The following is a 26,973-nucleotide window of genomic DNA, read 5'->3' on the forward strand; positions in this document are numbered from 1 at the left end:
ATTTCCCACATTCCGCAGGTTTGTCAGACCAGTAGATAATATTTTTGGCAGGGAGCACCAAGAAAGCGAAGAATCCTGTGATGCTCGTGAGTTAAGTTGACAATTTGCTCGACTCCGCCCAGGATAACTAAATGAATCGACTGAAAGCACTGAAATACCAAGCGCCGAGTCGGGGTAGCCGTCGGCTTACCCAATTGGTTGTTAATGGTTTGCTTAGTCCGGGCGAGCCCACTTTCCGCACTTCATTTTGTAGCACAAAAGAACTATCGAGTGCGATCGCAAATTCTCTAAGATAATCCGAGTAAAAATACTTAGTTGACTTAGATTTTGCTGGTGCTTGCCGCGAACTTTTTTTTTACTGAAGTTCCCCCGTACAAATGAACTAAAGCATTCCATCCCTGTAGGGGGCCTTATTAACGCACCCTACATCATTAGCGCGTTTAGGAGCCAGTGAGGTGCGCTTTCCGCATCTAATTATTAAATTCGCCACGGGTCGCACCTTTTGCGTAAGTCCTGTTCAAGTTATGGTCAATTGTAATAATTTTGGGGGGTGTAACCCCCCATAGTCAATGCCCTTTCATAGCTTATTATCTAGCCAAGATTCCAACTGCGTACATTCTAAGAGTTTTGTTATCGAACTCTTTACCTACTCCTGAGCAGGAAGAAGATAGATCAAATTCCATAGCCTCTCAGGTGTGGAGTGAGGCAATTGAGGATCACACAAGGTAACAGGTATCATCATTCACAATTGGGGATCAGGGAGGCTGTTCATGGGATTGCTCAACAACTTCAGTATCAGGTCAAAACTTATATTTATGTTGCTGGCTCTGAGCACTTGCTCGCTGTTCGTGACTGCTTATATCGGTTATCGGAGTGGTAAGTCTCATCTGAGCAAAACAGTATCAAACCAGTTAACCAGTCTACGAGCTTCCAAAGCAGATCAAATAGAATCATACTTTGAAGATATTCGCCATCAGACCCAGACCCTGAGTGAAAACTTAATGGTGGTCGAGGCGATGCAGGAATTTAAAACAGCCTACAACCAACTGCAACAATCTAGGACACCAACTGATACACCAACTGATTTAGAGGACACCCTCAAAGAATACTACCGTAAAGAATTTTTAACCAAACTAGCGGAAACTAGCGACGGGAAGCCTGTATTAGAATCCTACTTACCAGAAACCTCTGCGGCTCGTTACCTCCAGTACTATTACATCGCCACTAACCCCAACCCAGCTGGGGAGAAACATCTCCTAGATGATCCAGAAGACAAGAGTGAGTACAGTAGTATTCACACCCGCTACCACCCAATTTTTCGCAACATTGTTGAAAAGTTTGCTTACCAGGATATTTTGCTGATCGATCCTCAAACCGGTGAGATTGTCTACTCAGTTTTTAAAGAAACAGACTTTGGCACCAATCTCACCACTGGACCATACAGTGATAGTAACTTGGCATTCGCCTTAGGCGACCTCCGAAAAGCCAAGGGAAAGGATTATGTGCAGATATTTGATTTTGATTCCTACCGTCCTTCTTTTGGAGCCCCAGTAGCATTTATTGCTGCTCCCATCTATGACGGCTCCAAATTTATAGGTGTTTTGGCATTCCAGCTTCCGGTTAATCAGATTAACAATGTCATGACAGGTTACCGTAAATGGAAGAGTAATGGTCTCGGGGATACAGGGGAGATCTATCTAGTCGGAGAGGATTATCTGATGCGATCAGTTTCCCGTTTCCTAATTCAAGACCCCACAGCTTATAGTAAAGCCTTGCGAGAACAGGGTGTAAAGGAACAGATCCTTAAACGAATCGAGCAGTTTGGTACATCAATTCTACAACAGCCAGTAAAGACAGAAGCTGTAAAAGCAGCCTTAGCTGGGCAAGAAGGTACCCAAATTATCAATGATTATCGGGGTATTGAAGTTTTGAGTTCCTACGCTCCCTTAAACATCGATGGATTGGAGTGGGTTATCCTCTCCGAGATGGATCTTGCCGAAGCCTATGCCCCAGTTTACGCCTTTCAAAAGAGAGTTTTGGTTTCAGCTGCCTTGATCATACTGCTGATCACCCTACTCGCTATGGTGCTCGCCCATCTGTTTGTGCAACCAGTTAGGGCTTTAATTGCTAGCGCCCGAAAAGTCACGGATGGAGAAGTTGATGCGGTGGTGAATATAAACTCGGAAGACGAATTTGGGGAGTTAGCTGAGTCATTTAATCAAATGGTTGGCAGCTTACGCACTCAAACTAAACTAGTCGAGCAGAAAAATCGCGAAAATGAAAAGTTACTGACAAGTGTATTTCCCGACTCCGTAGCCAAACGTCTCAAACGGGGAGAGACAAACATTGCTGAGAGTGTTTCCAATGTTACGGTTTTGTTCTGCGACATTGCTGGATTCGGCAAGCTCTCTAGGTCCATGGATACCCATGAAGTCATTGCCATTCTTAATGATCTAGTAAGTCTGTTCGATCAAGCCACGGCCAAATACGGGATAGAGAAGATTAAAACCATTGGTGACAATTACATGGCAGTCTGTGGATTATCAATATTACATATAGACCATCAAAAACGGGCGGTAGATTTTGCTTTAGAAATGCTGGCGTTGACCCACCGATTCAGTCATGAACGAGGATTTGACATAGACCTGGAAATCGGTATCCATTCCGGAGATATTGTTGCTGGTATTGTAGGTCGAGAAAAAGTTGTCTACGACGTTTGGGGCGATACAGTCAATGTTGCCAATAAGCTGATGTTTGACTGCCCACGGGGAGCTATATTAGTGTCTCAAAATGTCTACAACAGTCTCCATGATATTTACGACTTTGAGCAGGCTGAGGACATCACACCTAATGGCAAAAATCAGCAGAAAGCTTGGTTGTTAAAAACTGCACAGGAATTAGTAGCTTCAACAGTGTAGACATGGGCTTTGCCCAGTTTTGCCAAATTATTAAAGACCCAAGGGTAATGGGGAATTGCTAATGGGGAATTGGTAACTGAACAAACTATACTTGATTACATTCTTTTCAGATTACCATAATACACGAAATTAAGAACCCCCGCGCGAGCATTATCCTGTGGGGGATGAAAACTTGTTCAGAGGGTTCACCCTATTGTTCAAGGGATAGAAAAATAAGGGGACAAGGAGATTATTTTGATGAGCAAAGTAATATGGCAAAACGATTGGTTTATCTGGGCAATAGCCTTAGGGATAGGGTTCCCGCTCCTGGTAATTATTCTCACAGAAATTACTCATCGTCTACAAAGACGCGGTCAGCCTATAGCAGTTACGCTCCGCCTAGTTCGTAACCGTGTCTTACCCGTCTTAGTATTCCTGCTATTTATCCAGAATGTGGTTGAATTAGACCTGGACAACAATGTTGTCAAGCTTGTCGAGACCCTGCTCTGGATATTTGTTATAGACGCCTCTCTGTCTCTAATCAATTCGGTGTTGTTTGAAGCCGCTGGAGAAAATACATGGCGAGGACGGATCCCAAAACTACTCCTAGATTTGTCAAGATTTTTTTTGGTAGCCCTTGGTGCTGCCATTGTGCTATCGAAAGTTTGGGGAGCCGACCTCGCTGGTCTAGCTACTGCCTTGGGTGTGGGTTCTATTGTTATCGGCTTGGCGCTTCAGGACTCTCTAGGCAGCGTCTTTTCTGGCGTTGCCCTACTGTTTGCTCGTCCCTTTGAAGTCGGTGATTGGTTGCAGATTGGAGACAAAGTTGGTCAGGTCATTGATATGAATTGGCGAGCTGTTCACCTGGTAACCCGGGACGGTGACATGATTATTATTCCCCATCGGGTACTTGGAGGAGAAATAGTCCTCAATTACAGCAAACCGAAACCGATTCATGTAGAAACCTTTAGGATTGACTTCGACAGTGATGATCCACCCAACCTAATTAAGCAAGTATTAAAAGAAACAGCACTGGCGACAGAAGGGATATTGAGTGATCCTTCCCCAGAGATCCGCACCATGGAATATAACGACTATCGGGGTAACTATGAGGTCAAGTTTTCTATCGAAGACTATAAGGATGCGCCCAGAATCCGTGAACAGTTGATGACCCGTATCTGGTATGCAGCCCAACGGAACAATCTTGGACCTACCATTCCGATCTATAGACTCCGTAAACTCGATAGTGACCCTAATCAGGCAGATAGCACTTTGACAAAGTTTACCGAGAGCTTGAAGTCAATGCCTGTCTTTGTCCCTGTAGCTAAACAGCAAAAGAACTTGGAGAATCTCTCGAAAGGAGCAGTCCTACAACATTTCGGTGTGGGAGAAACCGTAATCCGTCAAGGGGATCCTGGTCATGCTCTCTACATTATTATTGCTGGGAAAGCTGTACTCAACCTCAAAGATAGTTATGGTGAACAACAGGAGGTGATGACTCTGTCGAGTGGTGAGTTTTTTGGCGAAATGGCACTGTTTAGCGGCAAACCAAGCTCAGTATCCGTTACCGTTGTGGAAGATTTGCAAACTATTGCGCTTTATTCAGATCTGGTTAATCAGATGATAGAAAGTACACCAAGTCTCGCCCGTGAAATTGGTCAAATTATCGAAGCACGACGGAAAGCGATAGATGAGGTGAAACAAGCCAATCTTGCATCCAGTCTTGCATCCAGTAATGGTGCCGAGTTATCAAGTCAAGGTTAAGTGGACTATCAATCAATCATCATGGGATTGGCCTTGGCCTTTGGGCCACCCTGCGCGAAGGGCCACGCTACGCGTACGCAAAAGCTAGACAGGGGGAAGGTACTGCCTATAAGGTGGAGCCAGTGGTAGTGTAATCGGGGGTTAGTAGACAGTATTGAAAAGTATCACATAGTCTATCAAAGTATTAAATTAGTTGTTAGACTATATTCATGGCATTAATACCAATCCGTAAGGCGGTCGAACTTACGGGACTCTCCAGGAACACTTTGCGGAAGTACGCAGATAATGGCATCATCAAATGTGAACGAACCCCAAGCGGGTACCGTCTCTTTGACACAACTAGTTTACTCAGCCTTGGAAAAAGTAAAGGAAACAGAGAAGCTACGATCTGTTACTGCCGAGTCAGTAGTAACAAACAAAAAGACGACCTCGCCAGACAAATCGCCTACATGCATTCGCTCTTCCCGGAAGCGGAAATCGTCAAGGACATCGGTTCAGGACTTAACTACAAAAGAAAAGGTCTTAGAATCATATTGGAACGGCTTATGCAAGGAGATCAGCTCACAATTATTGTTGCCTGCCCTTGCAGACTTACCAGGTTCGGGTTTGAACTCTTTGAGTACTTGGTCAGTATCAACGGTGGAAAAATCTTGGTTCTCGACAACCATGAAAGTTGTCCAGAATCGGAACTTACCGCAGATCTTCTATCCATCATTCACGTCTTCTCTTGCCGCGTCCACGGACTCCGAAAATACGGCAAAAAAATCAAAGAAGATGCGAGTCTTCCTAAACCCTGAGCAACGATTGGCCGTAGGCCACGCTACGCGAACAATAGTTCGCCAGTGGTTTGGAGTGTCCCGTTATGTTTTTAATAAAACTGTCAAAATACTTTGCTCCGTAGGAGCCGCTACGCGAACATATGGCGAAGTTAAAGCTAACTGGAAAGCCATTAAGACTGGAATATTAAATGACCTACCCGAGTGGTGTAAGACAGTACCTTATCAGATTAAATCTATAGCGATTAAGGATGCTTGCACTGCTGTCAGGGAGGCAAAGAAAAAATACAAAAAGACTGGACAGATAAATCGGGTAAGATTTAGATCTCGTAAAAATCCTGTTCAGTCTTGCTACATACCCAAGTCTGCTGTCTCTAGCAAAGGGATTTACCATACAAAACTGGGTGAATTGACCTTCGCTGAGACACTTCCAGGCGATATCGGAGATTGTCGATTAACTAGCACTAATGGGGACTATTATAGCAGTCGCCAGGGCAGTTAGGACATGACAAAAGTCTCACACCCTTTGTAAGCGCAAGAGTTTGACTTCTGACTTCTGACTTCTGACTTCTGACTTCTGCTATATCTGACAGTCCCCCACAAGACTACTCAAGTAAAAACCGAGAACCAAGGTATAGTAGTAGCCTTAGACCCTGGTGTTAGAACGTTCTTGACGTTCTAAGGGCGAAAATTCTATTGGGAAAATTGGTTGTGGGGATTTTTATCGGATTCAACGACTTTGCTCTCACCTTGATAGCCTTTTATCAAAAATAAGTAAGGCAAAAAGAAAGCAAAAACGCCGAATGAGAAAAGCTGCCAGACGAATAATTATCATAATTCAGAATCTGATTAACGAATTACATCACAAAGCTGCCCGCTTCTTAGTTAACAACTTCGACGTCATACTACTGCCCACTTTTGAAACATCTGAAATGGCCAAGAAGGGAAGCAGGAAGATCAGGTCTAAAACTGTTCGTAATTTGCTTTCTTTTGCTCATTATCGCTTCAAAGAGTTTCTCAAGCACAAAGCCTTAGAAACAGGAAAAACAATGGTAGACGTCTGTGAAGCCTATACTAGCAAAACTGTTAGCTGGACAGGTGAATTGATCAATATTGGTGGCAGTAAGAAAATTAAATCAAAAATCGATGGGCGATCTATGGATTGACCTTTGGTCACGCTTTCGGCAAAGCCGACGCTGCTTGAGGTGCGAACGTGACATTAATGGCGCTCGTGGGATATTCCTGAGGGCTTTGGTAGATACACCCTGGCCCTCGTAATCAGCTTGCATTGGCGAGCCAAAATTGACTTTCTGGGAGATTATGGTAGCTAAAAAGTATCGGTTTTACCATAATTATTGTGTCTTTAGTGATAGGGAGCAAGTGATCGGGAGCGGGAAACTAGCGTGCGCCTGGCCAAAGTTCTGGCTTCCAACTTTTTGGTTAATTTGGGTTTGACCACTTTTGTGATAACATAAACAACTTAAATAACACAATTAACGGCTAAAAGTTCGGAAATTATTTTTATAATGGGAGCATGTATCCAAATCAACATAAACCCATTAGGATTTCAGCAGTTGCGCTACATATAGTGATGACGAAACCATTGCCCCCCTACAATTATGGTTAAGGAACAGAAGCAAGGGTAAGTCGAGTCAATAAAAACTAATCACAAATGACTACTATTAGTTACCGATTCCTGGCAACAGCCGCAATATAAAGGAGTTTTATCAATGAGGCGATGGCGACCCATACTGTTGCTTGTGGCTTTTGTCCTAACTATAGTTCTCTGTAACTGCGTTAGCCCTTCTAATTGGATTGGGAAAAATACCCCTGAGAGTCCTACTCCTACTGTGTCTGAGAGTCCTACTCCTAGTATTTCCCCGAGCCCTACTCCCAACCCTACTCCTAGTCCTACTCCCAGCCCTACTCCCAGCCCTACTCCTACTCCTAGTCCTACTCCTACTCCTACTCCTTCCCCAACTAAACCTCCTAAGGATTCCAAGGGCAGGACTATCGTTTACGGAGCAGTGGGACAACCAGAAAACCTAGAACCAGGTAATATCAGCGACCGGGAATCCCTGGTTGTCCAGAAACAAATTTACAATCGCCTGGTGGAATACAAGCTGGGAACGATTGAACTGGAACCAGGATTAGCTACTGATTGGCAAGCGTCTCGCAATAGCAGAGTTTGGACATTTAAACTGCGCCAAGGGGTAAAGTTTCATGACGGCACTGATTTCGATGCTCAAGCGGTTAAGTTCAATGTCGAGCGTTGGTGGGACCCGGAAAACAAATACGGCTATCGCGATAAAGACAGAAAGTATCAAATTTGGGCTGATTTATTTGGTGGCTTCAAGGGAAACTCGAAATCCCTATTACAACAGATAGTCATCAAAGATAAGTATACAATTCAATTTGTCCTGAAACAGCCCTTAAGCATTTTTCCAGCTATGATTGGGTCAGGCTACTTTGGTATCGCTAGCCCAACAGCCATCAAGAAAGCAGGTTCTAAGTATGGTCGTGAGTCATCTCTAGCAGTAGGGACAGGTCCATTTAAATTCAAAGAGTGGCGTAATGGCAAGGAAATTATCCTAGAAAAGAGTCCGAACTACTGGAAACCAAACCTACCTAAAGCAGAAAAGGTAATCGTGCGGTTCATCCCGGATATTAGCAAACGCCTGACCATGTTGAAATCTGGAGAGATTGACTTCACTTCAGACCTAGTTCCTAAGCAATTAGAAAATTTAGTTGGTGAGGCTAACCTCAAATCTATTTTCCGTCCCTCCTTCAATGTCGGATATCTATCCCTCAATACCAACTACAAACCCCTTGCCAAACAAAAGGTACGGATTGCGATCGCCTTAGGAATTAATCAGCAAAAGATTGTCGAAAAAAATTGGCAGGGTTTAGGGGAGAGTGATGCTCACTTCACCCCACCCCTACTGGATTGGTCTGAGTCATCTAATTTTGGTAGCTATAAATATGACCCAAAGCTAGCCAAGCAACTGCTGAGGGAAGCTGGCTACCCCAAAGGCTTTGACCTCGAACTCTGGTATATGAAAATTTTCCGCCCCTACTATCCTGATCCGAAAGCGATCGCCCAAGCCATAGCTGATGACTTGGGTAAGATTGGCATCAAGGTTTCTTTAAAAACAAAACCCTGGAAAGATTATCTGAAAGACCGACAAAAGTCTCCTGGTTTCCAAGGGTTTATATTGGGTTGGACTGGGGAATATGGCGACCCAGATAACTTCTACTATTCCCACTTCGGACCTAATGCTACCGCTGACCTTGGACGTTGGAAGAATAACCAAATCCTAAGGTTATTGGAAACCGGTCGTAAGACCCAAGGCAAGGATGCTAGGGCAAGAATCTATCGCCAAGTGGATCAAATTTTATTTGAACAAGCCGTGCGCATTCCCATTGTCCACTCCCAACCGCTTTTAGGTAAGCGCGCCAATATTCAAGGCTGGAAACCCAGTCCACTGGGTTCAGAATCCTTTGAAACTGTGGATAAGACGTAAGCTATCAGCAGTCAGCAGTCAGCCGTCAGCCGTCAGCCATTCGCGAATGGCCAAGGCTCACGCTACACCGAACAGCAGACGTAATAGATATTAAACGAATGCTGACCTGTTTTATTCAAAAGCTGATAGCTGTTCGGTGTAGCGTGCGCGTAGCGCATTAGCTGACGGAACTCAGATTAAACGAATGCTGATCTATTTTATTCAATAGCTGATACGCGACACGCTGATAGCTGTTCGGTGTAGCGTGCGCGTAGCGCATTAGCTGATACGCGACACGCTGATAGCTGAAGACTTACCTTATAATAACTTTTGGGACAAGTAATCCTGCTATACACAAAAGGTAAATAGTAAAAGGGAACTAGTTCAATGACAAAAAAAAGGAATACATCTAGAGACGGATTTAGGAACCAGTTAGAAAGCGTTGGTTTAAACAAATTCAAGGGGATTTGGGACTTTATTCAAAGCAACGACTCTCTCAAACGTAAAGTCAACAAAACTATCATTAACAATGCCGTCTACAAAATGCCCACTCGTCCCCATAAGTTAAGTGCGATGGCACCCTATACCTCTTGGGACTCATTAACAGACCGAACCTGGATCGGACGACATTTACCCCCCGATCCAGAGTTCAACAAAGCAGGGAACCTTCCCCCTCTCGAAGACCTTGCTGTTTTGTTTCGCAAACAAGAGGGGAAAACCATCTATTCCGAGAAATCTACCCTGTTGTTTCCCTATTGGGTGCAGTGGTTTACCGACGGCTTTCTGCGCACTGATCGCTACAATAGATTAAAGAATACCTCTAACCATGGCATCGATTTATCTCCCGTCTATGGGTTGAACAGAAAATCTACAGACATGCTGAGATCCCATCAGGGCGGGAAACTGAAAAGCCAGATCATCAATGGTGAAGAATATCCTCTCTTCTATTACGACGATCCAGAAAAGGGAGTGGTCAAACCAGAGTTTGACGGGTTGTATGAACCGCTCAATGATGAGAAGCGACTCGACCCAGCCAAGAAAGCAAAACTATTTGCCATGGGTGTAGAACGAGCTAATGTCCAAATTGGCTATGTAATGCATAACGTTCTGTGTCTGAGGGAACACAATCGCCTGTGTGATTTACTGGCTAAGCATTATCCCGATTGGGATGACGAGCGACTCTTCCAAACGGCCAGAAACATCGTGATGGTGTTAATCATGAAAATTGTGGTGGAAGAGTATGTTAATCACATTACCTCTTATCACTTTAATTTCATTGTCGATCCCCCAGCGTTTACCAATCAGAAGTGGTATCGCCAGAATTGGATGACAGTGGAGTTTAGTTTGGTGTATCGTTGGCACAGTGCCCTTCCCGAGACTCTTACCTATGACAGCAAGCAAATTCCCATGGTGGATAGCCTCTGGAATAATGAGATGCTGATCAATAAAGGCTTGGGACCATTATTTGAGGAGACCTGTTCCCAACCAGGCAGCAAAATTGGTTTGTTTAACACGTCAGAATTCCTAATACCTGTTGAATTAGCAAGTATCGACTTAGGTCGTGAAGCTCAACTGGCTAGCTATAATGATTACCGGGAAATATGTCAGTTTCCTCGGGTGACGGATTTCGATCAGATCACGGGGGATGAAGATACTCAAAGGGAACTAAAACGGTTATACGGTGATGTCAACAATATAGAATTCTATGTGGGACTCTATGCCGAGGATGTGCCACCAAATGCAGCAGTAGCTCCCCTGGTTACCCGAATGATAGCAGTTGATGCCTTTTCCCAAGCATTGACCAATCCCCTGTTGGCAGAAAATATCTTCAACGAAGAAACTTTTTCTCCGGTCGGTTGGGAAGTAATACAAAACACAAATACTCTCTCAGATCTGGTAAACCGGAATAGTCCACAGCAAGATAAAAAGTATAAAGTAACATTTGACAATCCGTAAGCAAGGCATCGGGTATTGTCAAGCAAAAATTAAACAAAAAATTCAAGCTCTCTGATTGAGAAATCACCGGTTAAGTAAAATTTGAGTCTCAATCACCAGATCTATGGTCACTTAAGTTGACAGTACCCGATCAAATCCGCTGCTATCCTAACCCATTTTTGATCACAACCAATTCATCAAAATTTGTCTAGAAAAAATAACCATGAAGCTATTTACAGAATATCCCGAAAAGGACGAACAAAACTATTACAACCTTGTAGCCGAGCAAGTCAGGATTCAGATGGATAAGCTTTACAAGGATCAGGAACGGGCTTTGCGAGACACCCATGCCAAAACCCACGCATCGGTGGAGGGAAACCTAGAAATTTTTGATTTTGATGAACATAAAATTAAAAGCGAACTAGCGAAACGAACTCGGCTTACTCAAGAGCAACTCAATGGGATTTCCCTCAAGCAAGGACTCTTTGCGACACCGAAACAATATCCTGTTCAGCTGCGATTTGCCAATGGGCGAACAAACGTTGAAAACGACTATGTCGCAGACACACGCTCAATGTCTGTGAAAGTGATTGGTGTTGAAGGAGAAAGCCTAGAACAAAGCTACGAGCCAAACACTCAAGATATTATTGTTCAAAATGCCAAGATCTTTTTTATCAAAACCATCAAATATTATTATGAATTTTTTGGCTCCATAGTTGACTCAGAGCAAGCTGCCCAGAAGTGGCTCAGGAGTCATCCCAGGCAATTGCTAGCCCTAGCTAAAGTAACAGCTCGAACCCCAAAGAGTTTATTAACGGAACGGTATTGGAGTGGTTCTGCTTCTGCCCTTGGACTCAAACCAGATTTTGATCAGTCTCAACCGGGCCTAGTTCCTGTTGACTATCCCGCTGTGATCAAATATGCGTTTACCCCTGTTTCATGCCAGCCTCCCCATCAAAGGATGCGATATCAGTCCCGACCAGGTATTCCCAAACTTCCCTTCTTCGATCGCGCCAAGGCTCTGGGATTGGATGGAAGCAAACCGGACAATTACTATCGAGACGAGCTGATCGAACAACTATCGAAAACCGATGCCCTTTATTGCTGGGACTTTGGCATCCAATTCCAAACTAACCCGAAAATGTCCATCGATGATGTCACAATTCGTTGGAGTGAGAATAAATCACCATTTTTTACGGTTGGTCGCCTTACCGTCAAGCATCAGATCATCGATTTTGACAAACAATACGACTCTGCTGAAAACCTGCGATTTTCCCCGTGGAATGGCTTAGTAGTTCATCGTCCTGTGGGAGCTCTCAACCGGCTCCGTAATGTAGTTTATCCGATTGTGGCTAAATATCGTTATCAAAAACGAGGACTTAACTACTAGGAAGTGTCTACAACCTAAATTGTCCAAGGTATTTGGGTAGCGATACCGCTAGGTTTTTGCGGAGGTAACAGTTGATTATCCCAAGGTTTGAGTGTCTCGAATTGGGAATCGCTTAGATTACCTTGACAGTGCGTTCGCGTAGCGGCTCTTTCAGAGTATCGCTTCCCTAAATTTACCTGAGTAATTTTACTGAATTTATCATTTTCTAAACAAAACCTAGATCACAGCAATGCATTCAATCTCGACTAAAACATCCTTAGGTAGTCGGGAAACCTCAACACAAGCACGAGCTGGAGCCTCTTCCTCGTTAAAGTATTTGGCATAGATCTGATTTAGTGTAGCAAAATCATTCATATCTGCTAGAAATACGGTGGTTTTGACTATGTCCGGGATTTTAGCTCCAGCAGCGACTAGGATAGCTTCAACATTAGCCATTACCTGTTCTGTCTGCTTGGCGACATCATTACCACCAACAATTTCACCGGTGCTAGGGTCAAGGGGAATTTGACCAGCGACAAAAATCATTTGACCGCTGACTGCGATCGCTTGATTGTATGGTCCTACGGGTGCTGGGGCATTGGAGGTACGGATAATGTTTCGTGTCATGGTCTTCAGTCGTGCCAGGATGGACAAGTTAACACATTCCAAGATAGCAGTTTGAGCATTCCCATCTCAGCCTTATCCCTGACCGATACGTATTGACCTTGGTAGTGAGGAGGTCAAGAATAGGGGGATGATGGGTAATAGTGGTATTAGTAGGATGAGGGGCAAGAAAGTGCTATGTCATCAATGCACCTCATTATCACTAGTATTCAGTAATCAGGACTGACGCACCAAGACCCTTCAAACCGGGTTTCTGTTTGTCTTGATGCAGTCGCTCATGGGGGGAACCCCCAAGACCGCGCTGCATCGCTATAAATCAAAGGCTGAAATCCAGTAATTATATTAAGAAACCCGATTTATGCTTAATTACTTTAACCATTAACTATTAACAATAGTAACAATTAACCATTAATTATTATATACTGAGTCTAGATTTTTGAGATGATATTTGCTACTAGTTAAACACCCTAAAAACTAATAATTTAAAAAAAATTTTTAATGAAAAATAAAATCCTGAACACTATAGATGAACTAGGTATTCGATTTGTGCGTATCATCTGGTGCGACAATGCTAACATCATCCGTGGTAAAGCAGTCCACTGGAAAACCTTACCAGACTACCTCAAGCACGGTGTGGGCATTTCAGCAGCCCAGCAAGCTCTACCGGTGATGTATGATGCCCCAGTCCCAGGCAGTGGCTTGGGACCCATCGGTGAAATCCGCTTAGTACCGGATTGGGAAACCTTAACCCCCTTACCCTATGCTCCTGGTCATGCTCGTGTGTTCGGGGATATGGTCAACAATGGTAGCCCATGGCCGTATTGTCCGCGAAACTTCCTCAAAAGGATGGTAGCAGAAGCGGAAAGTGAGGGCTTACAAGTGGTTGGTGCATATGAAAATGAGTTTTACCTGCTGCAGCCAACTCCTGAGGGGATTCTACCGGTAGACAATACCGTATTTGCCTCCACCCTAGCCATGGATCAACATCAGCAGGTGATTGACCATATTGCTGAAGCCTTGGTGGAGCAAGGGATGCCCGTAGAGCAGTATTACCCAGAATCTGGTCCTGGTCAACAGGAAATTTCGATACTATACACCCAAGCCCTACCAGCGGCAGATCAACAAATAGCATTCCGGGAGACAGTAAAAGCGATCGCATTTCAACATCACCTGGTTGCCTCATTTCTGCCCAAAATCCTAGCAGACCAAGCGGGTAATGGTTGTCACCTCCACCTCAGCCTATGGCGGGATGGGAAAAACCTGTTACTCAATCCAGAAGGGGATGGGGGACTTTCCCAAGTTGCCTGTCAGTTTATTGCTGGAATTCTACAGCATTTACCTGCTTTAATGGCACTAACCACACCCAGTACTAATTCCTATCGACGGATTCGCCCTCATTGTGGGAGTGGCGCGTTCCGTTGTTGGGGAATCGATAACCGAGAAGCTGCGGTCAGGGTACCGAGTAACCCAGACGGTGAGAGTCCAACCAATTTTGAACTGAAAACTGTTGATGCTTCTTCTAATCCTTATCTAGCCTTGGGAGCAGTAATTGCGGCTGGCTTGGATGGAATTCGTAACAGTTTGGAATTGGGAGAATCTGTAGCAGTAGATCCAGGACATTTGACAGAATTAGAACGTAGTCAGAGGGGTATTGAGTTATTGCCAACTAATTTAGGGGAAGCGATTGGTAACTTAAGTGCTGATCAAATACTGTTGGATGCCTTAGGAGTAGAATTGGCTCAAGCGTATCTAGCGGTAAAGAAAGCTGAGTGGGAGGCAATGAAAGATTTTGAGTTGGAGGAAGAAGTCGAGCTTTTATTAGAGCGATATTGAGCAAATTGATCTTGGTAAGCATTCAGCCGTCAGCTAATGCGCTACGCGGACGCTACGGGAACAGCTAGCAGAAGCTTTAAGCTGATAGCTGAATGCTTAGGCATACTTGTTTATATTTTAAATTAAAAAGGGCACGTGATCTGATAAAAAATCCCACTTGAACTAATCGCAACCATGCCTATCTTTGATTAGCAAGAGGGCAACGTTTGACTTCGTATGATGCCTGTTGTGTCCCCCTGATTCGGCTTATTGCTACCTCCAATTCACTCAGCTTTTCTTGTAAACCACAGTACTGAACTTCTGCAACACGTAGATTCTCCGCTGCAACTTGCTTTTTATCGTTTAACTGACGTAATTTTCCCTGAGATACATTTATGTTCTCTTCCAAACTGCGTATTTCTCCTCGAAGAGCAACTAAACGCTCTTGTGATGTTTGTACTTCACTGCGGAAAGTGTCTCGCTGTTTTTGTAGGGTTTTAATTTCCCCTCGCACAGCTACGAGTTTCTGTTCAAAGGTTCGTTGTTCACGGCGAGAGGCTTCTACCCGTTCTTGAGAGGTTTTAATTTCCTTTCGTACAGCCACGAGTTTCTGTTCAAAGCTTCGTTGTTCACGGCGAGAGGCTTCTACCCGTTCTTGAGAGGTTTTGATTTCCTTTCGTACAGCTACTAGTTTCTGTTCAAAGCTTCGTTGTTCACGGCGAGAAGCTTCTACCCGTTCTTGAGAGGTTTTGATTTCCTTTCGTACAGCTACTAGTTTCTGTTCAAAGGTTCGTTGTTCACGGCGAGAAACTTCTAGCCGTTCTTGGGAGGTTTTGATTTCCCCTCGCACAGCGACTAGTTTCTGTTCAAAGCTTTGTTGTTCACGGCGAGAAGCTTCTAACCGTTCTTGGGAGGTTTTAATTTCTCCTCGCACAGCCACTAGTTTCTTTTCTAAACTTTGGCGTTCTGCCTTGAAGGATTTAAGCCGTTCTTGGGTAGTTTTAATTTCGCCTCTGAGAGCAACTAACTGCTGCTGAGATTGACGCACTTTTACTTGAGAAGATTCTAGTTGTGACTGTGCGCTTTTCATTTCGCCTCTGAGAGCAACTAACTGCTGCTGAGATTGACGCACTTTTACTTGAGAGGATTCTAGTTGTGATTGTGCGCTTTTCATTTCGCCTCTGAGAGCAACTAACTGCTGCTGAGATTGACGCACTTTTACTTGAGAAGATTCTAGTTGTGATTGTGCGCTTTGAATGTCGCCTCTGAGAGCAACTAACTGCTGCTGAGATTGACGCACTTGGACTTGAGAAGATTCAAGCTGTGCTGTTGCTGTCTGAGTTTGACTACGAAGAAGAAGGAGTTTTTCTTCAGCCGTGGTGATCTCAGTGCGAACCGCAACCAGTCTCTGCTGTGAAGTTTGTAACTGCCCTTGAGATTCTCCTGAAGTTTGTAACACTGTCAGTAATCCAGCGACTTCCACATCATCAGGCTCGTATTTTGCTGCTTTTTTAAAAGATGCGATCGCATGTTCGTAGCGACCGATGCGATAGAGGGCAAATCCTCGCTGTTTCCAAGCCAAAGAATTTCGAGTATCAAGTTGAATCGCCTTGTCACAATCGGTGATTGCTTTTTCATATCGACCGAGTTGATAAAAAGCTGTGCCTCGGTCAATCCAAATTGAAGCAGCTTTGGCATCCACTTCCAGTACTTGGTTGTAAAATGCGATCGCCTCAGAATAGCGTTTCAAATCATAAAGCAGCACACTGGCAATTTTTTGGGGAATAATTGTCTGTACCAACTGCTGTTCAAATTCTGATGTAGCTTGAATTGAAAGTGCTTGCTTCCAGGCCGTAATCACCGCATCGTATCGTTTTAGTTTATGAAAAGCCTTGCCTTTCTCAAACCACGCTAAAAGGTAATTGGGCTTAATTTTAATCGCTTGATCATAGGAAGCGATCGCGGCTTCGTACTGGCCTAAACTACTCAAGGTATCCCCTCGCCAATACCAAGCTAAGAAAGAGTCTGGCTGAAGTTTTACAATCTGCTCTAGTATCGTTATCTCTTCACTATACTTACCAATTCCTCGTAACTGACTGGCTTGTTGCCACAACTCATTGATCATTCTCCCTTGTGCAGCAACTTTCTCTGTCGAGGCGTTACGGCGGTCAAAATCCATCTGAGCAACGACACTTTGAGCATTAGCACTAGCCATACTTGTCGTGATCAAAGTAGCTAGGGATACTACTACTTGAAACGGGAAACTTTTCATCTTTGGTGCTGAAGGAGTATTGTAGTTGACTGAAAATTAGGAGTTACACTCATAATATTCCCAGCAATCCTGCCAAAGACACAGTTACAGGTATCAACATCGAAATGTTTTACCCCACCACCAAGGAAAGCGATCGCTACCAATCCTCCAAACAGGCCCTAGACTTTTTCGGGTAGTTTGTGCCTTCGTAGTTCAATAAAAATCCTCTTACCCTAAGTACCAGACAATTATCTGTAGCATCTAATAATTTCAAATGATTAACCTGTGGACTATCACCGCTATTGACCAACACGCTCACAACCTGCTAACTCCTGAAGCTGCTGCTAATTATCCCTATCCTGCCTTCTTCAGTGAAGCCTATGACCCTGATATCATTAATCATCATGCCCGTCACACCCTTTTCTACAAACGAAGCCTCCGGGATATTTCCCAACTCTTAGAGTGTGAACCAGAAGAAGAGGCGATTCTTGAGCATCGCGAGAAATTGGGCTTAAAAAAACTAACCGAGCTGTGTTTTAAATCATCTCAACTAGAAGCAATTTTCTTAGATGATGGTTTTCTGCCAGATGAGATTCTTCCTAGAGAATGGCATGAACAATTTCTGCCAGTAAAGCACATCCTTCGTTTGGAATATCTAGCAGAAAATATCATCCGTGAGATAGATGACTTTGCTACCTTTCTAGACATTTTCCGCGATAACATTGATCCACCTCCACCAGAAGTGGTAGCCTTCAAGAGTATTGCTGCTTATCGTACAGGTTTGGATATTCAACTAATACCACATGAGGTAGCTAAGGAATGTTTTGATACTTTAAAGCAAGAAGTCTTGAGGGGAAAACCCTTGCGGCTGCTAGATAAGCCTTTAATTGATTTTTTGATTACCCAAGCGCTAGAGATTGCGGCTAAACATGGACTACCTGTGCAGTTTCATACAGGGTTTGGTGACCCAGATTTAGACTTGCCGCTGGCTAATCCAGTTTATATGCGTTCGCTTTTGGAAAACCAACGCTTCCGTAACGCTCCGATTGTCCTGCTGCATGGGTCTTATCCCTATACCCAAGAAGCCGGTTATTTAGCAGCGGTCTATCCTCAGGTGTATTTAGATTTCGGTTTAGCCGTGCCTTTTTTAAGTGTAGCTGGGATGCGTAGCGTAGTGCAGCAGTTATTAGAATTTGTCCCAACCAGTAAACTGATGTATTCTTCTGATGCTCACAATATCCCGGAATTATATTACTTGGGAGCCAAGTGGGGAGTATGTCAAATTTGTAGAACAAATGTACTAAAATAACTCATGACTGCTACTGAAGCCCCGAAAACACTGTAGTTCAAGGGTTTGTAGTTCAAGTGTTCTTACAAAATTGACCTGCTCCCCAAATATTCGGGTATTGTGACATGCTCCCCCTATTACCGATTCCCCATTCCCCATTCCCCAGATAATGTACTAATGTTGCTGGATAAGTGACATGCTCCCTGAGTTTTTCGTGAGATATGAGTTTTTCTATGAGTTTTTCTATGAGTTTTTCTATGAGTTTTATGAGGTTCAGAGATATAAAACAGGGCTAATATTATTTTGTTCTCACAAATTGATGGGGAGCAAGTCTATGTTCCAGAACAAATGAACTATGTACCATAGGAGCTTGGCTTTTACCCATGAGGGGGCTATAGCTTTAGTACAAATGTTCTACATAAGTGACATGCTCCCGGAGCCAAGTGGGCACGGATAGTATTGGCACAGGTTTTGGACGGAGCGATTCACGATGGGGATTTGACCAAAAATTTTGGGTCTCAAGCCCCGTCCTTCGTTCGACGGCTTTCTCTTTTTGTGCTATACTTTACGTAGAGTTGTCCCACGTCAATAATGAAAGTCTTAGAGTTTAAGGCCAAAGGGAACAAAACTCAATATGCCGCGATTGATGAGGCGATCCGTACTGGTCAATTTGTCCGCAATAAGTGCCTCCGCTACTGGATGGACAATAAAGGTGTAGGACAAAAAGAGCTGTATCGTCATAATACTTGGCTTAGAGCTGAGTATCCCTTTGTAAAAGACTTGAACTCTCACGCATGTCAAGCTTCGGTCGAAAGAGCTTATAGCTCAATCGCTAGATTTTACGATAAATGCAAAAAGAAAGCCCCCGGTAAAAAGGGATATCCCAAGTTCAAAAAGTTCTCCCGATTCGGCGTAGCCGACGCTGCGCGAACAGTTGAATACAAGACATCAGGGTGGAAATTATCAGGGGATGCTAAGTCGATAAACTTCTTAGACAAGAAAGGTATCGGAAAACTTAAACTGAAAGGGACTTGGGAGTTGTGGCGTTACGAACAAAAGCTAATTAAGCGGGTTAGATTGGTTCGCCGTGCAGATGGCTATTATGTTCAGTTTTGTATAAAAGTCGATGAAAAAGAGTCTTTAGAGCCAACACATACTAATATTGGATTAGACGTAGGGCTTAAGGAATTTTATACCGACTCCAAGGGAGGTGTAGAGCCGAATCCCAGGTTTTATCGTAAAAGCGAAAAAAGACTAAAGTTTCATCAACGTCGGGTTTCTCGTAAAAAGAAAGGCTCAGCCAACCGTAAGAAAGCCATTAACAGACTAGGTCGGACACACCTTAAAATAAATAGGCGACGTGAAGAGCACGCTAAGAGACTGGCGCGCTGCGTAATCCACTCTAACGATGTGGTTGCTTACGAAGACTTAAGGGTTAAAAATTTAATCAAAAATCATTGTCTTGCTAAGTCTATTAATGACGCTGGTTGGTATCAATTTAGGAAATGGCTGGAATATTTTGGACAAAAGTTTGGCAGGCAAACAATAGCAGTAAATCCTGCTTATACTAGTCAAAATTGTTCTAGTTGTGGTGCAGTTGTCAAAAAGACATTGTCAACGCGAACCCATACCTGCAAGTGTGGTTGCCAGTTGGATCGCGACCACAATGCAGCCATCAATATCCTAAAAAGAGCTTTGGGTACGGTGGGGCACACCGGAACCTGGATCCTTGATCCGAACGCTTTAGGAGAGGACGCCTCTACTCTTTCTGATTCCGGTCTGAAAGAGCAAGCGACCTCGTTGATTAAAGAATCCCCGTTCTTATAGGACGGGGAGTGTCAATGCTAAGGAGGCGGAGTCGGTTGCTATGGGGATTTTGTGTGATAATGCTCGTGTGCTTTATGGGGCTAATGGTTCTTGATGAAACTGCAAAAGCCCATAGACACCCTAGCGCTTCGGTGCCGGGTAGGACGGGAAGAGGAAAAGGATTATTGGAGTTTCTGTTTTCCGGATACAGTGGTAGGAATGGTGGAGTTAAAAGAAGTAGATGAAATTTAATTACCACCCTGAGCCGTTCCTTCGGGCTTAGGGTTTTTTTGCTGGACTTTCTGCCAAAATATAACCATTAACCACATCGTCAAATAGCTCAGCTAAAGTTATTAGCCACTTATTTTGATTCCTGCGCTTAAAGTATTAGGGGTTTTGTTATTGTTATGTGGTAATATTAGAAATAAACCAGAAATAGTTAACGATAGACTAACTAAACATTAATTACTAGTCAGTAGCTAACATAAGGCAGAAAATAAACCTATTTTTATTTCCCATTTTCTCCTATCCGTTACATCCGTTACCCATCCGTTGCCTCTTCTCTATTATATTGCTATCTTTAGCTTACTTTAACGCAACACAATTTTAAGATGACCCGTGTAATTGGCTTAATCAGCGGTACATCTGTAGATGGCATCGATGCTGCACTAGTAGAAATTTCTGGCTCAGACTTAGATTTAAAGATTGAGTTACTGGCTGGTGCTACCTATGGCTACCCCACTGAACTCAGGGAAAAAATTCTAGCTGTCTGTGCTGGAAGTCCCCTATCCATGGCAGAATTGGCAGCATTGGATGATGCGATCGCATTTCAATTTGCCCAAGCAGCATTGGGAATTGGGAGTGGTCATCCCCCCGCTGAGTTAATTGGGTCCCATGGTCAAACAGTATACCATCGACCATTAGGGGTCAAAGGCGAACAACCTGTAACGACTCTGGGATATAGCCTTCAACTAGGACGGGGAGAGGTGATTGCTGAGATTACCGGTATCAAGACCATCAGCAATTTCCGTGTGGCTGACATTGCTGCTGGGGGAGAAGGTGCGCCTCTAGTTCCTAAGATAGATGCCTGTTTGCTCCGGTCATCTAGCCATAACCGATGTATCCAAAATATTGGTGGTATTAGTAATGTTACTTACTTGCCAGTTAGTCAAGGGAATTGGTTGGAACAGGTATATGGCTGGGATACGGGTCCCGGGAATGCCCTGTTAGATCTGGCTGTCGAGTATTTTACCAACGGTAGCAAAACCTATGATTACAATGGAGAGTGGGCAGCGAGTGGCACTCCCTGTGAGGCTCTGGTAGAACAGTGGCTTGCTCAAGAGTTCTTCAAGATACCGCCACCAAAATCTACCGGACGAGAGTTGTTTAGTCGAGATTATCTCAAGCAGTGTTTGGTAGAAAGCGAAGCCTATAACCTTGCTCCTGCTGATTTCCTGGCAACACTCACAGAACTCACTGTTGCCTCTATTGTTGAGAGCTATCGCAACTTCTTGCCTCACATGCCAGACCAAGTACTCTTGTGTGGTGGAGGGGCAAGCAATTTATACTTGAAGCAACGGCTGCAAATTAGACTAGATTCGGTGCCAGTATTAACCACTGACCAGGTTGGGTTAAGTCGGGATTTTAAAGAAGCGATCGCATTTGCTGTTTTGGCTCATTGGCGTAACCTGGGTATTCCCGGCAATCTACCTCAAGTAACCGGTGCTTCAGAGGCTGTATGTTTAGGAAACCTCTATTCTCCGAGATCGCAACACCAGTCATCCTAAAACTCAGTATTTTAGCGATGCAGCGCGGTCTTGGGGGTCCCCCCCACTCGCTATTGCATCAAGACAGGGATCGTAAGCGTTGTGAAATGCAGTTAATCAGCTGCTCTTGCCATATCAGCTTAGAATCCCCCGTGGGTGAGTCTGGGGGAGAGTTTAACTAGTTTGTCTGTTGCTCCGTAGCAGTTGGGCTACTCGTGGAAGTTTGCCAATGGGATAACCTGAGGGGGTAAACCCCACAACCTTAGGTATAGCAGCTAGAATGAGTGGGGAATGAGAGGGTAATATTCAGTAACAGATAAAGAGTAACACTGTGGCTCACACCTTTTTATTGGAGGAAGGACGCTGGACACTTCGGGGCAATTGGCTGGAACGCAATGGAAAATTAATTGTAGTCAGAGGTGGGACTATGGTTACCTGGAGTCGGGAAAACTGGTTTACTATGGTCACAAGACTGGTTTTTCCCAATAGTGAACGGGAGGATATCTCTTGCCAGTATCTAGGGCGTCTCGATACTGGCGAGCCCAAGTATACCTTTGTCTTACAGCACAGCCTCCTAGGTCGTGTCGAGGGAGAAGGATGGGTGGCTCCAGAATCCATTGTGCAACGGTATTGGGTATTAGGGGATCGCCAACGACGCAGTGGTTTTGAAACCCGGTATCAACGTAATGAAAATATATACTACCTCTCCAGTAGCATTATGGCAGGTCATTATCTCAATAGCACAATGGAAGCAACTTTGGAACGTCAGCCACAATAGAAGTATTCTGGAATTAAGGAAGTTTTAAAAGCAGTACGCCTGTGACCGTTGCTATTGAGTTCATCTTCCTTAGTCCTTAGTCAGTTTTGTCCTTAGTCAGTTTTGTCCTTAGTCCTTTGTGATCCACATTAAGTCTCCTGGTATTAACAAAAGACCAATGACCAATGACCAATTAGCGATGACTAGAGACTAATGATTCATGAACACGTTAGTTTCCAGACCTCACCAAAGAACTTATGATCACAGACCCTAACAAAGGTCGTCTACTCGCCAATCGCTATCAACTGGTCAAGTTGATCGGCAAAGGTGCTATGGGTCAAGTGTATCAAGCCAAAGATATGCTCCTCGGAGGTGTAACGGTTGCCGTCAAGTTTCTCTCCCATACATTATTGAACCAAAAAATGCGCGATCGCTTTGAGCGGGAAGCAACGATTTGCGCTTTGCTTGGTGAGAAAAGCAATCACATCGTGCGAGTTAGGGACTATGGCATAGATGAAAACGATATTTCCTTCTACGTCATGGAATACTTGGCAGGGGGAAATTTAAGCCAAATAATTCACACTAAAACCCTATCCTTACCCCGATTTTTGCATATTACCCGCCAAATTTGTCTGGGATTACAATGTGCTCACCAAGGCATTGTATTTAAAGGCACACTCACTCCAATTGTGCATCGTGATATTAAACCCAGTAACATTCTCGTTGTCGAAGATTCCTCCTTCGGTGAACTGATCAAAATCCTTGACTTTGGCATTGCTAAGCTTCTTCAGTTTGATGGTTCTCAAACCCATTCTTTTATGGGTACTCTAGCCTATTGTTCACCGGAACAAATGGAGGGAAAGGAACTAGATAAACGCTCTGATATCTATAGTCTCGGGGTGATGATGTTTGAGATGTTAACTGGTCACATGCCCATTCTTCCAGAAGATCATTCCTTTGGTAGTTGGTACAAAGCTCATCACTTCAGCCCACCTAAATCCTTTGGATCGATTAACCCCAAGCTAAAGCTGCCGAAGTCCCTAGAGAACCTAATCATGACCTGTATAGCGAAAGAGGTATCTGATCGTCCTCAAAATGTCGGGATTATCCTACGAGCATTGGATTCATTAAACGAAGGTCATGATCGCGGTCGCTATCTGGGTAATCGGATTCAAACAATACTATCCGAGAAGCCTCTGAGTAAGGCAACAGAAATACTTCCCGTATCAGGGAATGATGTTTCTCGGCGAACCTCCTGGCCCGATGACAAGCCTAAAGCATCTATTGTCTTTCCTAAGATAATTCGTACCACTAGCACAACCTTTCCTACCCTCTGGGTGATGCTTACTAAAGAAGAGATTGAGAACCGTCAGGTTAGTACACGCTACAACCAATTCTTGTATGTGATGGTACCTCATCCAATGGTGCTATGGATTACCGCAGTGCATAATCGCTACCACGGTGCTTGTTGGTTTCCTTGCTACTTAGACCTCAAAACAAATCAGGGTCAGAACATAATCAGACTTTTGGGAGATACTGGATATTACCGTATTTTGTTTTTTGCCAAATCACAACCAGAATACTGTGCTAATGTAATGACCTCAACCATTGCTCCTGCCCAACGCCAGCTATTCATTGATTGGGCGAATACGTCTAAGACAATAAAATCAACTAATCAAGGAATGTTGAGCAAACGAATACTTAAACAAGAGTTTGAAAAGCTGAAGCCGAAGATTTTAATGAAGTTAGAAGCTGCTCATACAGATTACCCTACTGATATCTCAGGTTAAAACTTGTTCCTGGCAATTGGTTCCTGGCAATTGGTTACTTTAAAAGATATTTATTTTTTTTCTATTTTCGATTTTACCTATTAAACCGTCAGCCAAAACTAATATAGGGATAGCATCAACTCCCGCTGATACTTTTTCGTCAGGGGATGGTCATTACCGAGCACATCAAACACCGCAATCATGGATTTTCTTGCACCATCATCTCTATAGTTACGATGTTTACTGACAATTTCTAAAAATATTTTGAGTGCTGCTTCATATTCTCCCTCTACAACTAACCGAGATGCCTGAGCAAATAACTGATCTAATTGACTTTCCCCAATAGGATTAGCCTGCTGCTTAAATTGAATCAATGCTCTAACTGCCTGAGCTCTAGGGAAGTATTCTCGATCATTGTATCCAATGGTTTCTAACACTGTGGTTGCCTGTTCTGGCTCATTAATATGAACCAAAAAATTGGCAACTTCAATGACTAAACTTTGATTCTCTGGATACTTGGCAATTAGCTGCTCAAACAGCTGTTTGGCTCGGGATATATCCTGAGTTGCCATGGCAACCCGAGCTTCTTCTAGTCCAATGTCTAGCTCAGACTTCAGATTTAACCTAGCCAACATTTCCCGCAACTGAATCTCTGGTAAAACCCCCACAAAACCAGGAATAATATCACCATTGGTGACAATTCTGACATCGGGTACTCCCTCAATTTTAAAGTTGTTCGCTAAGTCTTGGTTGCGGTCAATATCAACTTTTGCTAATACAAAGTCATATTCTTTAGCTAGTTTCTCTAAAGTTGGTTTGAGCAGTTGACAGGGGCCACACCAGGTAGCAAAGAAGTCTACTAATACAGGCTTCTCAAAAGACTTTTCTAAAACTTCAGTGGCGTAGTTGCTGCTAGTAACGTCTACAGAAAAACCCATATCAATTATTTCCGTTATCCTGTGAAATGAAAGATAAAATGTAAGTATTTAGCTCATGCTTACAAAGATAGGCAAGAGTAAGAAGAAGGAGGGGAGAATAGCAGGGAATTTTTACCAGAAAATATCCCCTCTCTTCCCACACTCCTACCTTCCGCCACACTCGACATCAAGTCAAGGTTTGAGCCTTAACGAGGGTGTCATTCCCCTCTAACCCTTACTCAGCCCGCAGAGGATGTAGCTAAGACTTTTCCTGAGCTGGATGCTGCACTGTCCCGGCTAGATTCTACGAGCTTGCCTAGGATAGCGCTAACGTTAGTCTTGGCATCACCGAAGAGCATATTGGTGTTTTCTTTGAAGAACAAGGGATTGCCAACGCCAGCATAGCCACTGGACATTCCCCGTTTCATCACCACCACGGTACCAGCTTTCCAAACCTCTAAGACTGGCATGCCAGCAATTGGGCTACTGGGGTCTTCCATGGCACTAGGGTTAACGGTATCATTAGCGCCAATCACTAGTACTACATCGGTTTCTGGGAAGTCCTCGTTAATCTCATCCATTTCTAGAACGATATCATAAGGCACATTTGCTTCAGCCAGCAGCACGTTCATGTGTCCTGGTAATCGTCCAGCGACTGGATGAATGCCAAAGCGAACATTGATACCGGCATTCCTCAAAATCTTGGTAATATCGGACACGGGATGCTGAGCCTGAGCTACTGCCATACCGTAACCGGGAACAATGATAACACTCTTGGCCCCTTGTAGCAGCTCTACGGTATCTTCTACTGTGGTCTCGGTGACTTGACCTTCGGGCTGATCACCACCTTTAGCTTTAGCTGTAGTTCCTGCACCTTCGCCGAAGCCTCCTAAAATCACGCTGAAGAAGGAACGGTTCATGGCTCGGCACATGATGTAGCTGAGGATAGCACCACTACTACCTACTAGGGCACCAGTGATAATTAACAGGTCATTGGACAGCATAAAGCCTGCTGCTGCAGCGGCCCATCCGGAATAACTATTGAGCATGGAGATGACCACTGGCATATCAGCACCCCCAATAGCAGCTACTAAGTGGATGCCTAAAACTGATGCGATCGCAGCCATAATCAACAGGGGTTGCAGACCAGTCGTCCCCTCTGCTGTCATGAACTGGTAACCCAGCCCGATCACAGCCCCAAGCATAGCCAGATTGAGTACGTGGCGTGCTGGTAACATTAGGGGTTTGCTGCTGATGATAGCTCGTAGTTTCCCAAAGGCTATCACTGAACCGGTGAAGGTAATTGCTGCAATGAACACACCAATATAAATTTCTAACTGGTGAATAGTTACTTCTGCACCCGTTAGGGATTCCTCCCCTTGCAGGTAATTGGCAATACCCACCAGTACAGCTGCAAGACCGACAAAACTATGGAGAATTGCTACCAGTTCTGGCATGGAGGTCATGGCTACCCGAGATGCCACGATCGCACCAATTATCACTCCTGGTAGAATCATCCCTCCCAGAGTGAGGTATGCCGTTACATCGCTACTTAGGGCAGTGGCAACAAAGGCAATCAGCATCCCAAGAATGCCGTAAATATTGCCTTTACGGGCGCTTTCCTGGTTAGACAATCCCCCCAGGCTGAGAATGAACAAAGCGCTAGCTGCAATATAGGCAACTGTCAACAGATTATTTGACATAGTCTCCTTAGTTTTATGGTGTTCAACTTGAATGTT

The 26,973-nt window shown here is 44.1% G+C and carries 17 protein-coding genes and 3 pseudogenes; 15 read left to right on the forward strand and 5 right to left on the reverse strand.

Annotation, left to right across the window (positions count from 1 at the left end):
• Positions 1 to 23: 23 nt before the first annotated feature.
• Positions 24 to 227 (reverse strand): annotated as a pseudogene (locus F6K64_RS11380) (IS1634 family transposase); the annotation flags it as partial.
• Between the two features lie 543 nt (positions 228 to 770).
• Here F6K64_RS11380 and F6K64_RS11385 point away from each other — a divergent pair.
• The 8 genes and pseudogenes from F6K64_RS11385 (at position 771) to F6K64_RS11420 (ending at position 12,265) form a co-directional block, all read left to right on the forward strand.
• Positions 771 to 2,918 (forward strand): adenylate/guanylate cyclase domain-containing protein, encoded by a 2,148-nt coding sequence (locus F6K64_RS11385; protein ID WP_287265447.1) that lies wholly within the window; start codon positions 771 to 773, stop codon positions 2,916 to 2,918.
• A 237-nt stretch (positions 2,919 to 3,155) separates the two neighbouring features.
• Positions 3,156 to 4,661, forward strand: a complete 1,506-nt coding sequence (locus F6K64_RS11390; protein WP_009148866.1) for a mechanosensitive ion channel family protein — start codon at positions 3,156 to 3,158, stop codon at positions 4,659 to 4,661.
• Between the two features lie 209 nt (positions 4,662 to 4,870).
• Positions 4,871 to 5,458 carry an IS607 family transposase gene (locus F6K64_RS11395; protein WP_009148864.1) on the forward strand — a complete coding sequence of 196 codons (588 nt, stop codon included), beginning with the start codon at positions 4,871 to 4,873 and terminating at the stop codon, positions 5,456 to 5,458.
• Positions 5,436 to 5,915 (forward strand): annotated as a pseudogene (locus F6K64_RS11400) (nuclease/transposase family protein); the annotation flags it as partial. The gene F6K64_RS11395 and the pseudogene F6K64_RS11400, both read left to right, overlap by 23 nt.
• Positions 5,916 to 6,020: 105 nt before the next feature.
• A pseudogene (locus F6K64_RS38855) lies at positions 6,021 to 6,743 on the forward strand (zinc ribbon domain-containing protein); the annotation flags it as partial.
• Positions 6,744 to 7,167: 424 nt separating this feature from the next.
• A complete protein-coding gene (locus tag F6K64_RS11410) occupies positions 7,168 to 8,961 on the forward strand; it encodes an ABC transporter substrate-binding protein (RefSeq protein WP_131827121.1) in 1,794 nt (597 codons plus the stop codon).
• 366 nt (positions 8,962 to 9,327) lie between these two features.
• Positions 9,328 to 10,896, forward strand: coding sequence for a peroxidase family protein (locus F6K64_RS11415; RefSeq protein WP_009148856.1), 1,569 nt, complete (start codon positions 9,328 to 9,330; stop codon positions 10,894 to 10,896).
• 202 nt (positions 10,897 to 11,098) lie between these two features.
• Complete coding sequence (locus F6K64_RS11420) at positions 11,099 to 12,265, forward strand: catalase family protein (protein ID WP_287265448.1); 1,167 nt, start codon at positions 11,099 to 11,101, stop codon at positions 12,263 to 12,265.
• 216 nt (positions 12,266 to 12,481) lie between these two features.
• Here the strand turns inward: F6K64_RS11420 and F6K64_RS11425 are convergent, their stop codons facing one another.
• The gene (locus tag F6K64_RS11425) at positions 12,482 to 12,871 is read right to left on the reverse strand and encodes a RidA family protein (RefSeq protein WP_287265450.1); all 390 of its coding nucleotides are present in this window, start codon (positions 12,869 to 12,871) and stop codon (positions 12,482 to 12,484) included.
• A gap of 495 nt (positions 12,872 to 13,366) precedes the next feature.
• Here F6K64_RS11425 and F6K64_RS11430 point away from each other — a divergent pair, with 495 nt between their 5' ends.
• Entirely contained in the window at positions 13,367 to 14,701 is a 1,335-nt protein-coding gene (locus F6K64_RS11430; RefSeq protein WP_287265452.1) for a glutamine synthetase family protein, read from the forward strand.
• A gap of 178 nt (positions 14,702 to 14,879) precedes the next feature.
• On the opposite strand, the gene F6K64_RS11435 is transcribed toward F6K64_RS11430, so the two are convergent.
• Entirely contained in the window at positions 14,880 to 16,895 is a 2,016-nt protein-coding gene (locus F6K64_RS11435) for a tetratricopeptide repeat protein (protein ID WP_287265453.1), read from the reverse strand.
• 310 nt (positions 16,896 to 17,205) lie between these two features.
• Between F6K64_RS11435 and F6K64_RS11440 the strand changes: the two genes are divergently transcribed.
• From F6K64_RS11440 to F6K64_RS11465, 6 genes are all read left to right on the forward strand, one after another.
• On the forward strand, positions 17,206 to 18,240 hold the full coding sequence (locus tag F6K64_RS11440; RefSeq protein ID WP_287265455.1) for an amidohydrolase family protein: 1,035 nt from the start codon (positions 17,206 to 17,208) through the stop codon (positions 18,238 to 18,240).
• A 570-nt stretch (positions 18,241 to 18,810) separates the two neighbouring features.
• On the forward strand, positions 18,811 to 20,046 hold the full coding sequence (locus F6K64_RS11445) for an RNA-guided endonuclease InsQ/TnpB family protein (protein ID WP_287265456.1): 1,236 nt from the start codon (positions 18,811 to 18,813) through the stop codon (positions 20,044 to 20,046).
• A 93-nt stretch (positions 20,047 to 20,139) separates the two neighbouring features.
• On the forward strand, positions 20,140 to 20,277 hold the full coding sequence (locus F6K64_RS11450) for a hypothetical protein (RefSeq protein WP_287265458.1): 138 nt from the start codon (positions 20,140 to 20,142) through the stop codon (positions 20,275 to 20,277).
• 359 nt (positions 20,278 to 20,636) lie between these two features.
• Positions 20,637 to 21,812 carry an anhydro-N-acetylmuramic acid kinase gene (locus F6K64_RS11455; RefSeq protein ID WP_287265460.1) on the forward strand — a complete coding sequence of 392 codons (1,176 nt, stop codon included), beginning with the start codon at positions 20,637 to 20,639 and terminating at the stop codon, positions 21,810 to 21,812.
• A gap of 310 nt (positions 21,813 to 22,122) precedes the next feature.
• Entirely contained in the window at positions 22,123 to 22,569 is a 447-nt protein-coding gene (locus F6K64_RS11460) for a hypothetical protein (RefSeq protein ID WP_009148800.1), read from the forward strand.
• A 236-nt stretch (positions 22,570 to 22,805) separates the two neighbouring features.
• Complete coding sequence (locus F6K64_RS11465) at positions 22,806 to 24,338, forward strand: serine/threonine-protein kinase (protein ID WP_009148798.1); 1,533 nt, start codon at positions 22,806 to 22,808, stop codon at positions 24,336 to 24,338.
• A 98-nt stretch (positions 24,339 to 24,436) separates the two neighbouring features.
• Here the strand turns inward: F6K64_RS11465 and F6K64_RS11470 are convergent, their stop codons facing one another.
• Together F6K64_RS11470 and pntB are read right to left on the reverse strand one after the other, a co-directional pair.
• Complete coding sequence (locus tag F6K64_RS11470; protein WP_009148796.1) at positions 24,437 to 25,255, reverse strand: tetratricopeptide repeat protein; 819 nt, start codon at positions 25,253 to 25,255, stop codon at positions 24,437 to 24,439.
• 218 nt (positions 25,256 to 25,473) lie between these two features.
• On the reverse strand, positions 25,474 to 26,937 hold the full coding sequence (gene pntB / locus F6K64_RS11475) for a Re/Si-specific NAD(P)(+) transhydrogenase subunit beta (protein WP_009148794.1): 1,464 nt from the start codon (positions 26,935 to 26,937) through the stop codon (positions 25,474 to 25,476).
• Between the last annotated feature and the right edge of the window lie 36 nt (positions 26,938 to 26,973).

Origin of the sequence: Moorena sp. SIO3A2, assembly GCF_010672265.1 — a bacterium.
GTDB classification, from domain to species: domain Bacteria; phylum Cyanobacteriota; class Cyanobacteriia; order Cyanobacteriales; family Coleofasciculaceae; genus Moorena; species Moorena producens.

Bases quoted from the DNA above. Each gene is read 5' to 3' on its own strand.
- F6K64_RS11450 (WP_287265458.1), top strand. From the start codon at position 20,140: ATGAAACTGCAAAAGCCCATAGACACCCTAGCGCTTCGGTGCCGGGTA.
- F6K64_RS11415 (WP_009148856.1), top strand. From the start codon at position 9,328: ATGACAAAAAAAAGGAATACATCTAGAGACGGATTTAGGAACCAGTTA.
- F6K64_RS11430 (WP_287265452.1), top strand. From the start codon at position 13,367: ATGAAAAATAAAATCCTGAACACTATAGATGAACTAGGTATTCGATTT.
- F6K64_RS11445 (WP_287265456.1), top strand. From the start codon at position 18,811: ATGAAAGTCTTAGAGTTTAAGGCCAAAGGGAACAAAACTCAATATGCC.
- F6K64_RS11455 (WP_287265460.1), top strand. From the start codon at position 20,637: ATGACCCGTGTAATTGGCTTAATCAGCGGTACATCTGTAGATGGCATC.
- F6K64_RS11470 (WP_009148796.1), bottom strand. From the start codon at position 25,255: ATGGGTTTTTCTGTAGACGTTACTAGCAGCAACTACGCCACTGAAGTT.
- F6K64_RS11395 (WP_009148864.1), top strand. From the start codon at position 4,871: ATGGCATTAATACCAATCCGTAAGGCGGTCGAACTTACGGGACTCTCC.
- F6K64_RS11435 (WP_287265453.1), bottom strand. From the start codon at position 16,895: ATGGCTAGTGCTAATGCTCAAAGTGTCGTTGCTCAGATGGATTTTGAC.
- F6K64_RS11390 (WP_009148866.1), top strand. From the start codon at position 3,156: ATGAGCAAAGTAATATGGCAAAACGATTGGTTTATCTGGGCAATAGCC.
- pntB (WP_009148794.1), bottom strand. From the start codon at position 26,937: ATGTCAAATAATCTGTTGACAGTTGCCTATATTGCAGCTAGCGCTTTG.
- F6K64_RS11440 (WP_287265455.1), top strand. From the start codon at position 17,206: ATGATTAACCTGTGGACTATCACCGCTATTGACCAACACGCTCACAAC.
- F6K64_RS11410 (WP_131827121.1), top strand. From the start codon at position 7,168: ATGAGGCGATGGCGACCCATACTGTTGCTTGTGGCTTTTGTCCTAACT.
- F6K64_RS11420 (WP_287265448.1), top strand. From the start codon at position 11,099: ATGAAGCTATTTACAGAATATCCCGAAAAGGACGAACAAAACTATTAC.
- F6K64_RS11465 (WP_009148798.1), top strand. From the start codon at position 22,806: ATGATCACAGACCCTAACAAAGGTCGTCTACTCGCCAATCGCTATCAA.
- F6K64_RS11425 (WP_287265450.1), bottom strand. From the start codon at position 12,871: ATGACACGAAACATTATCCGTACCTCCAATGCCCCAGCACCCGTAGGA.
- F6K64_RS11385 (WP_287265447.1), top strand. From the start codon at position 771: ATGGGATTGCTCAACAACTTCAGTATCAGGTCAAAACTTATATTTATG.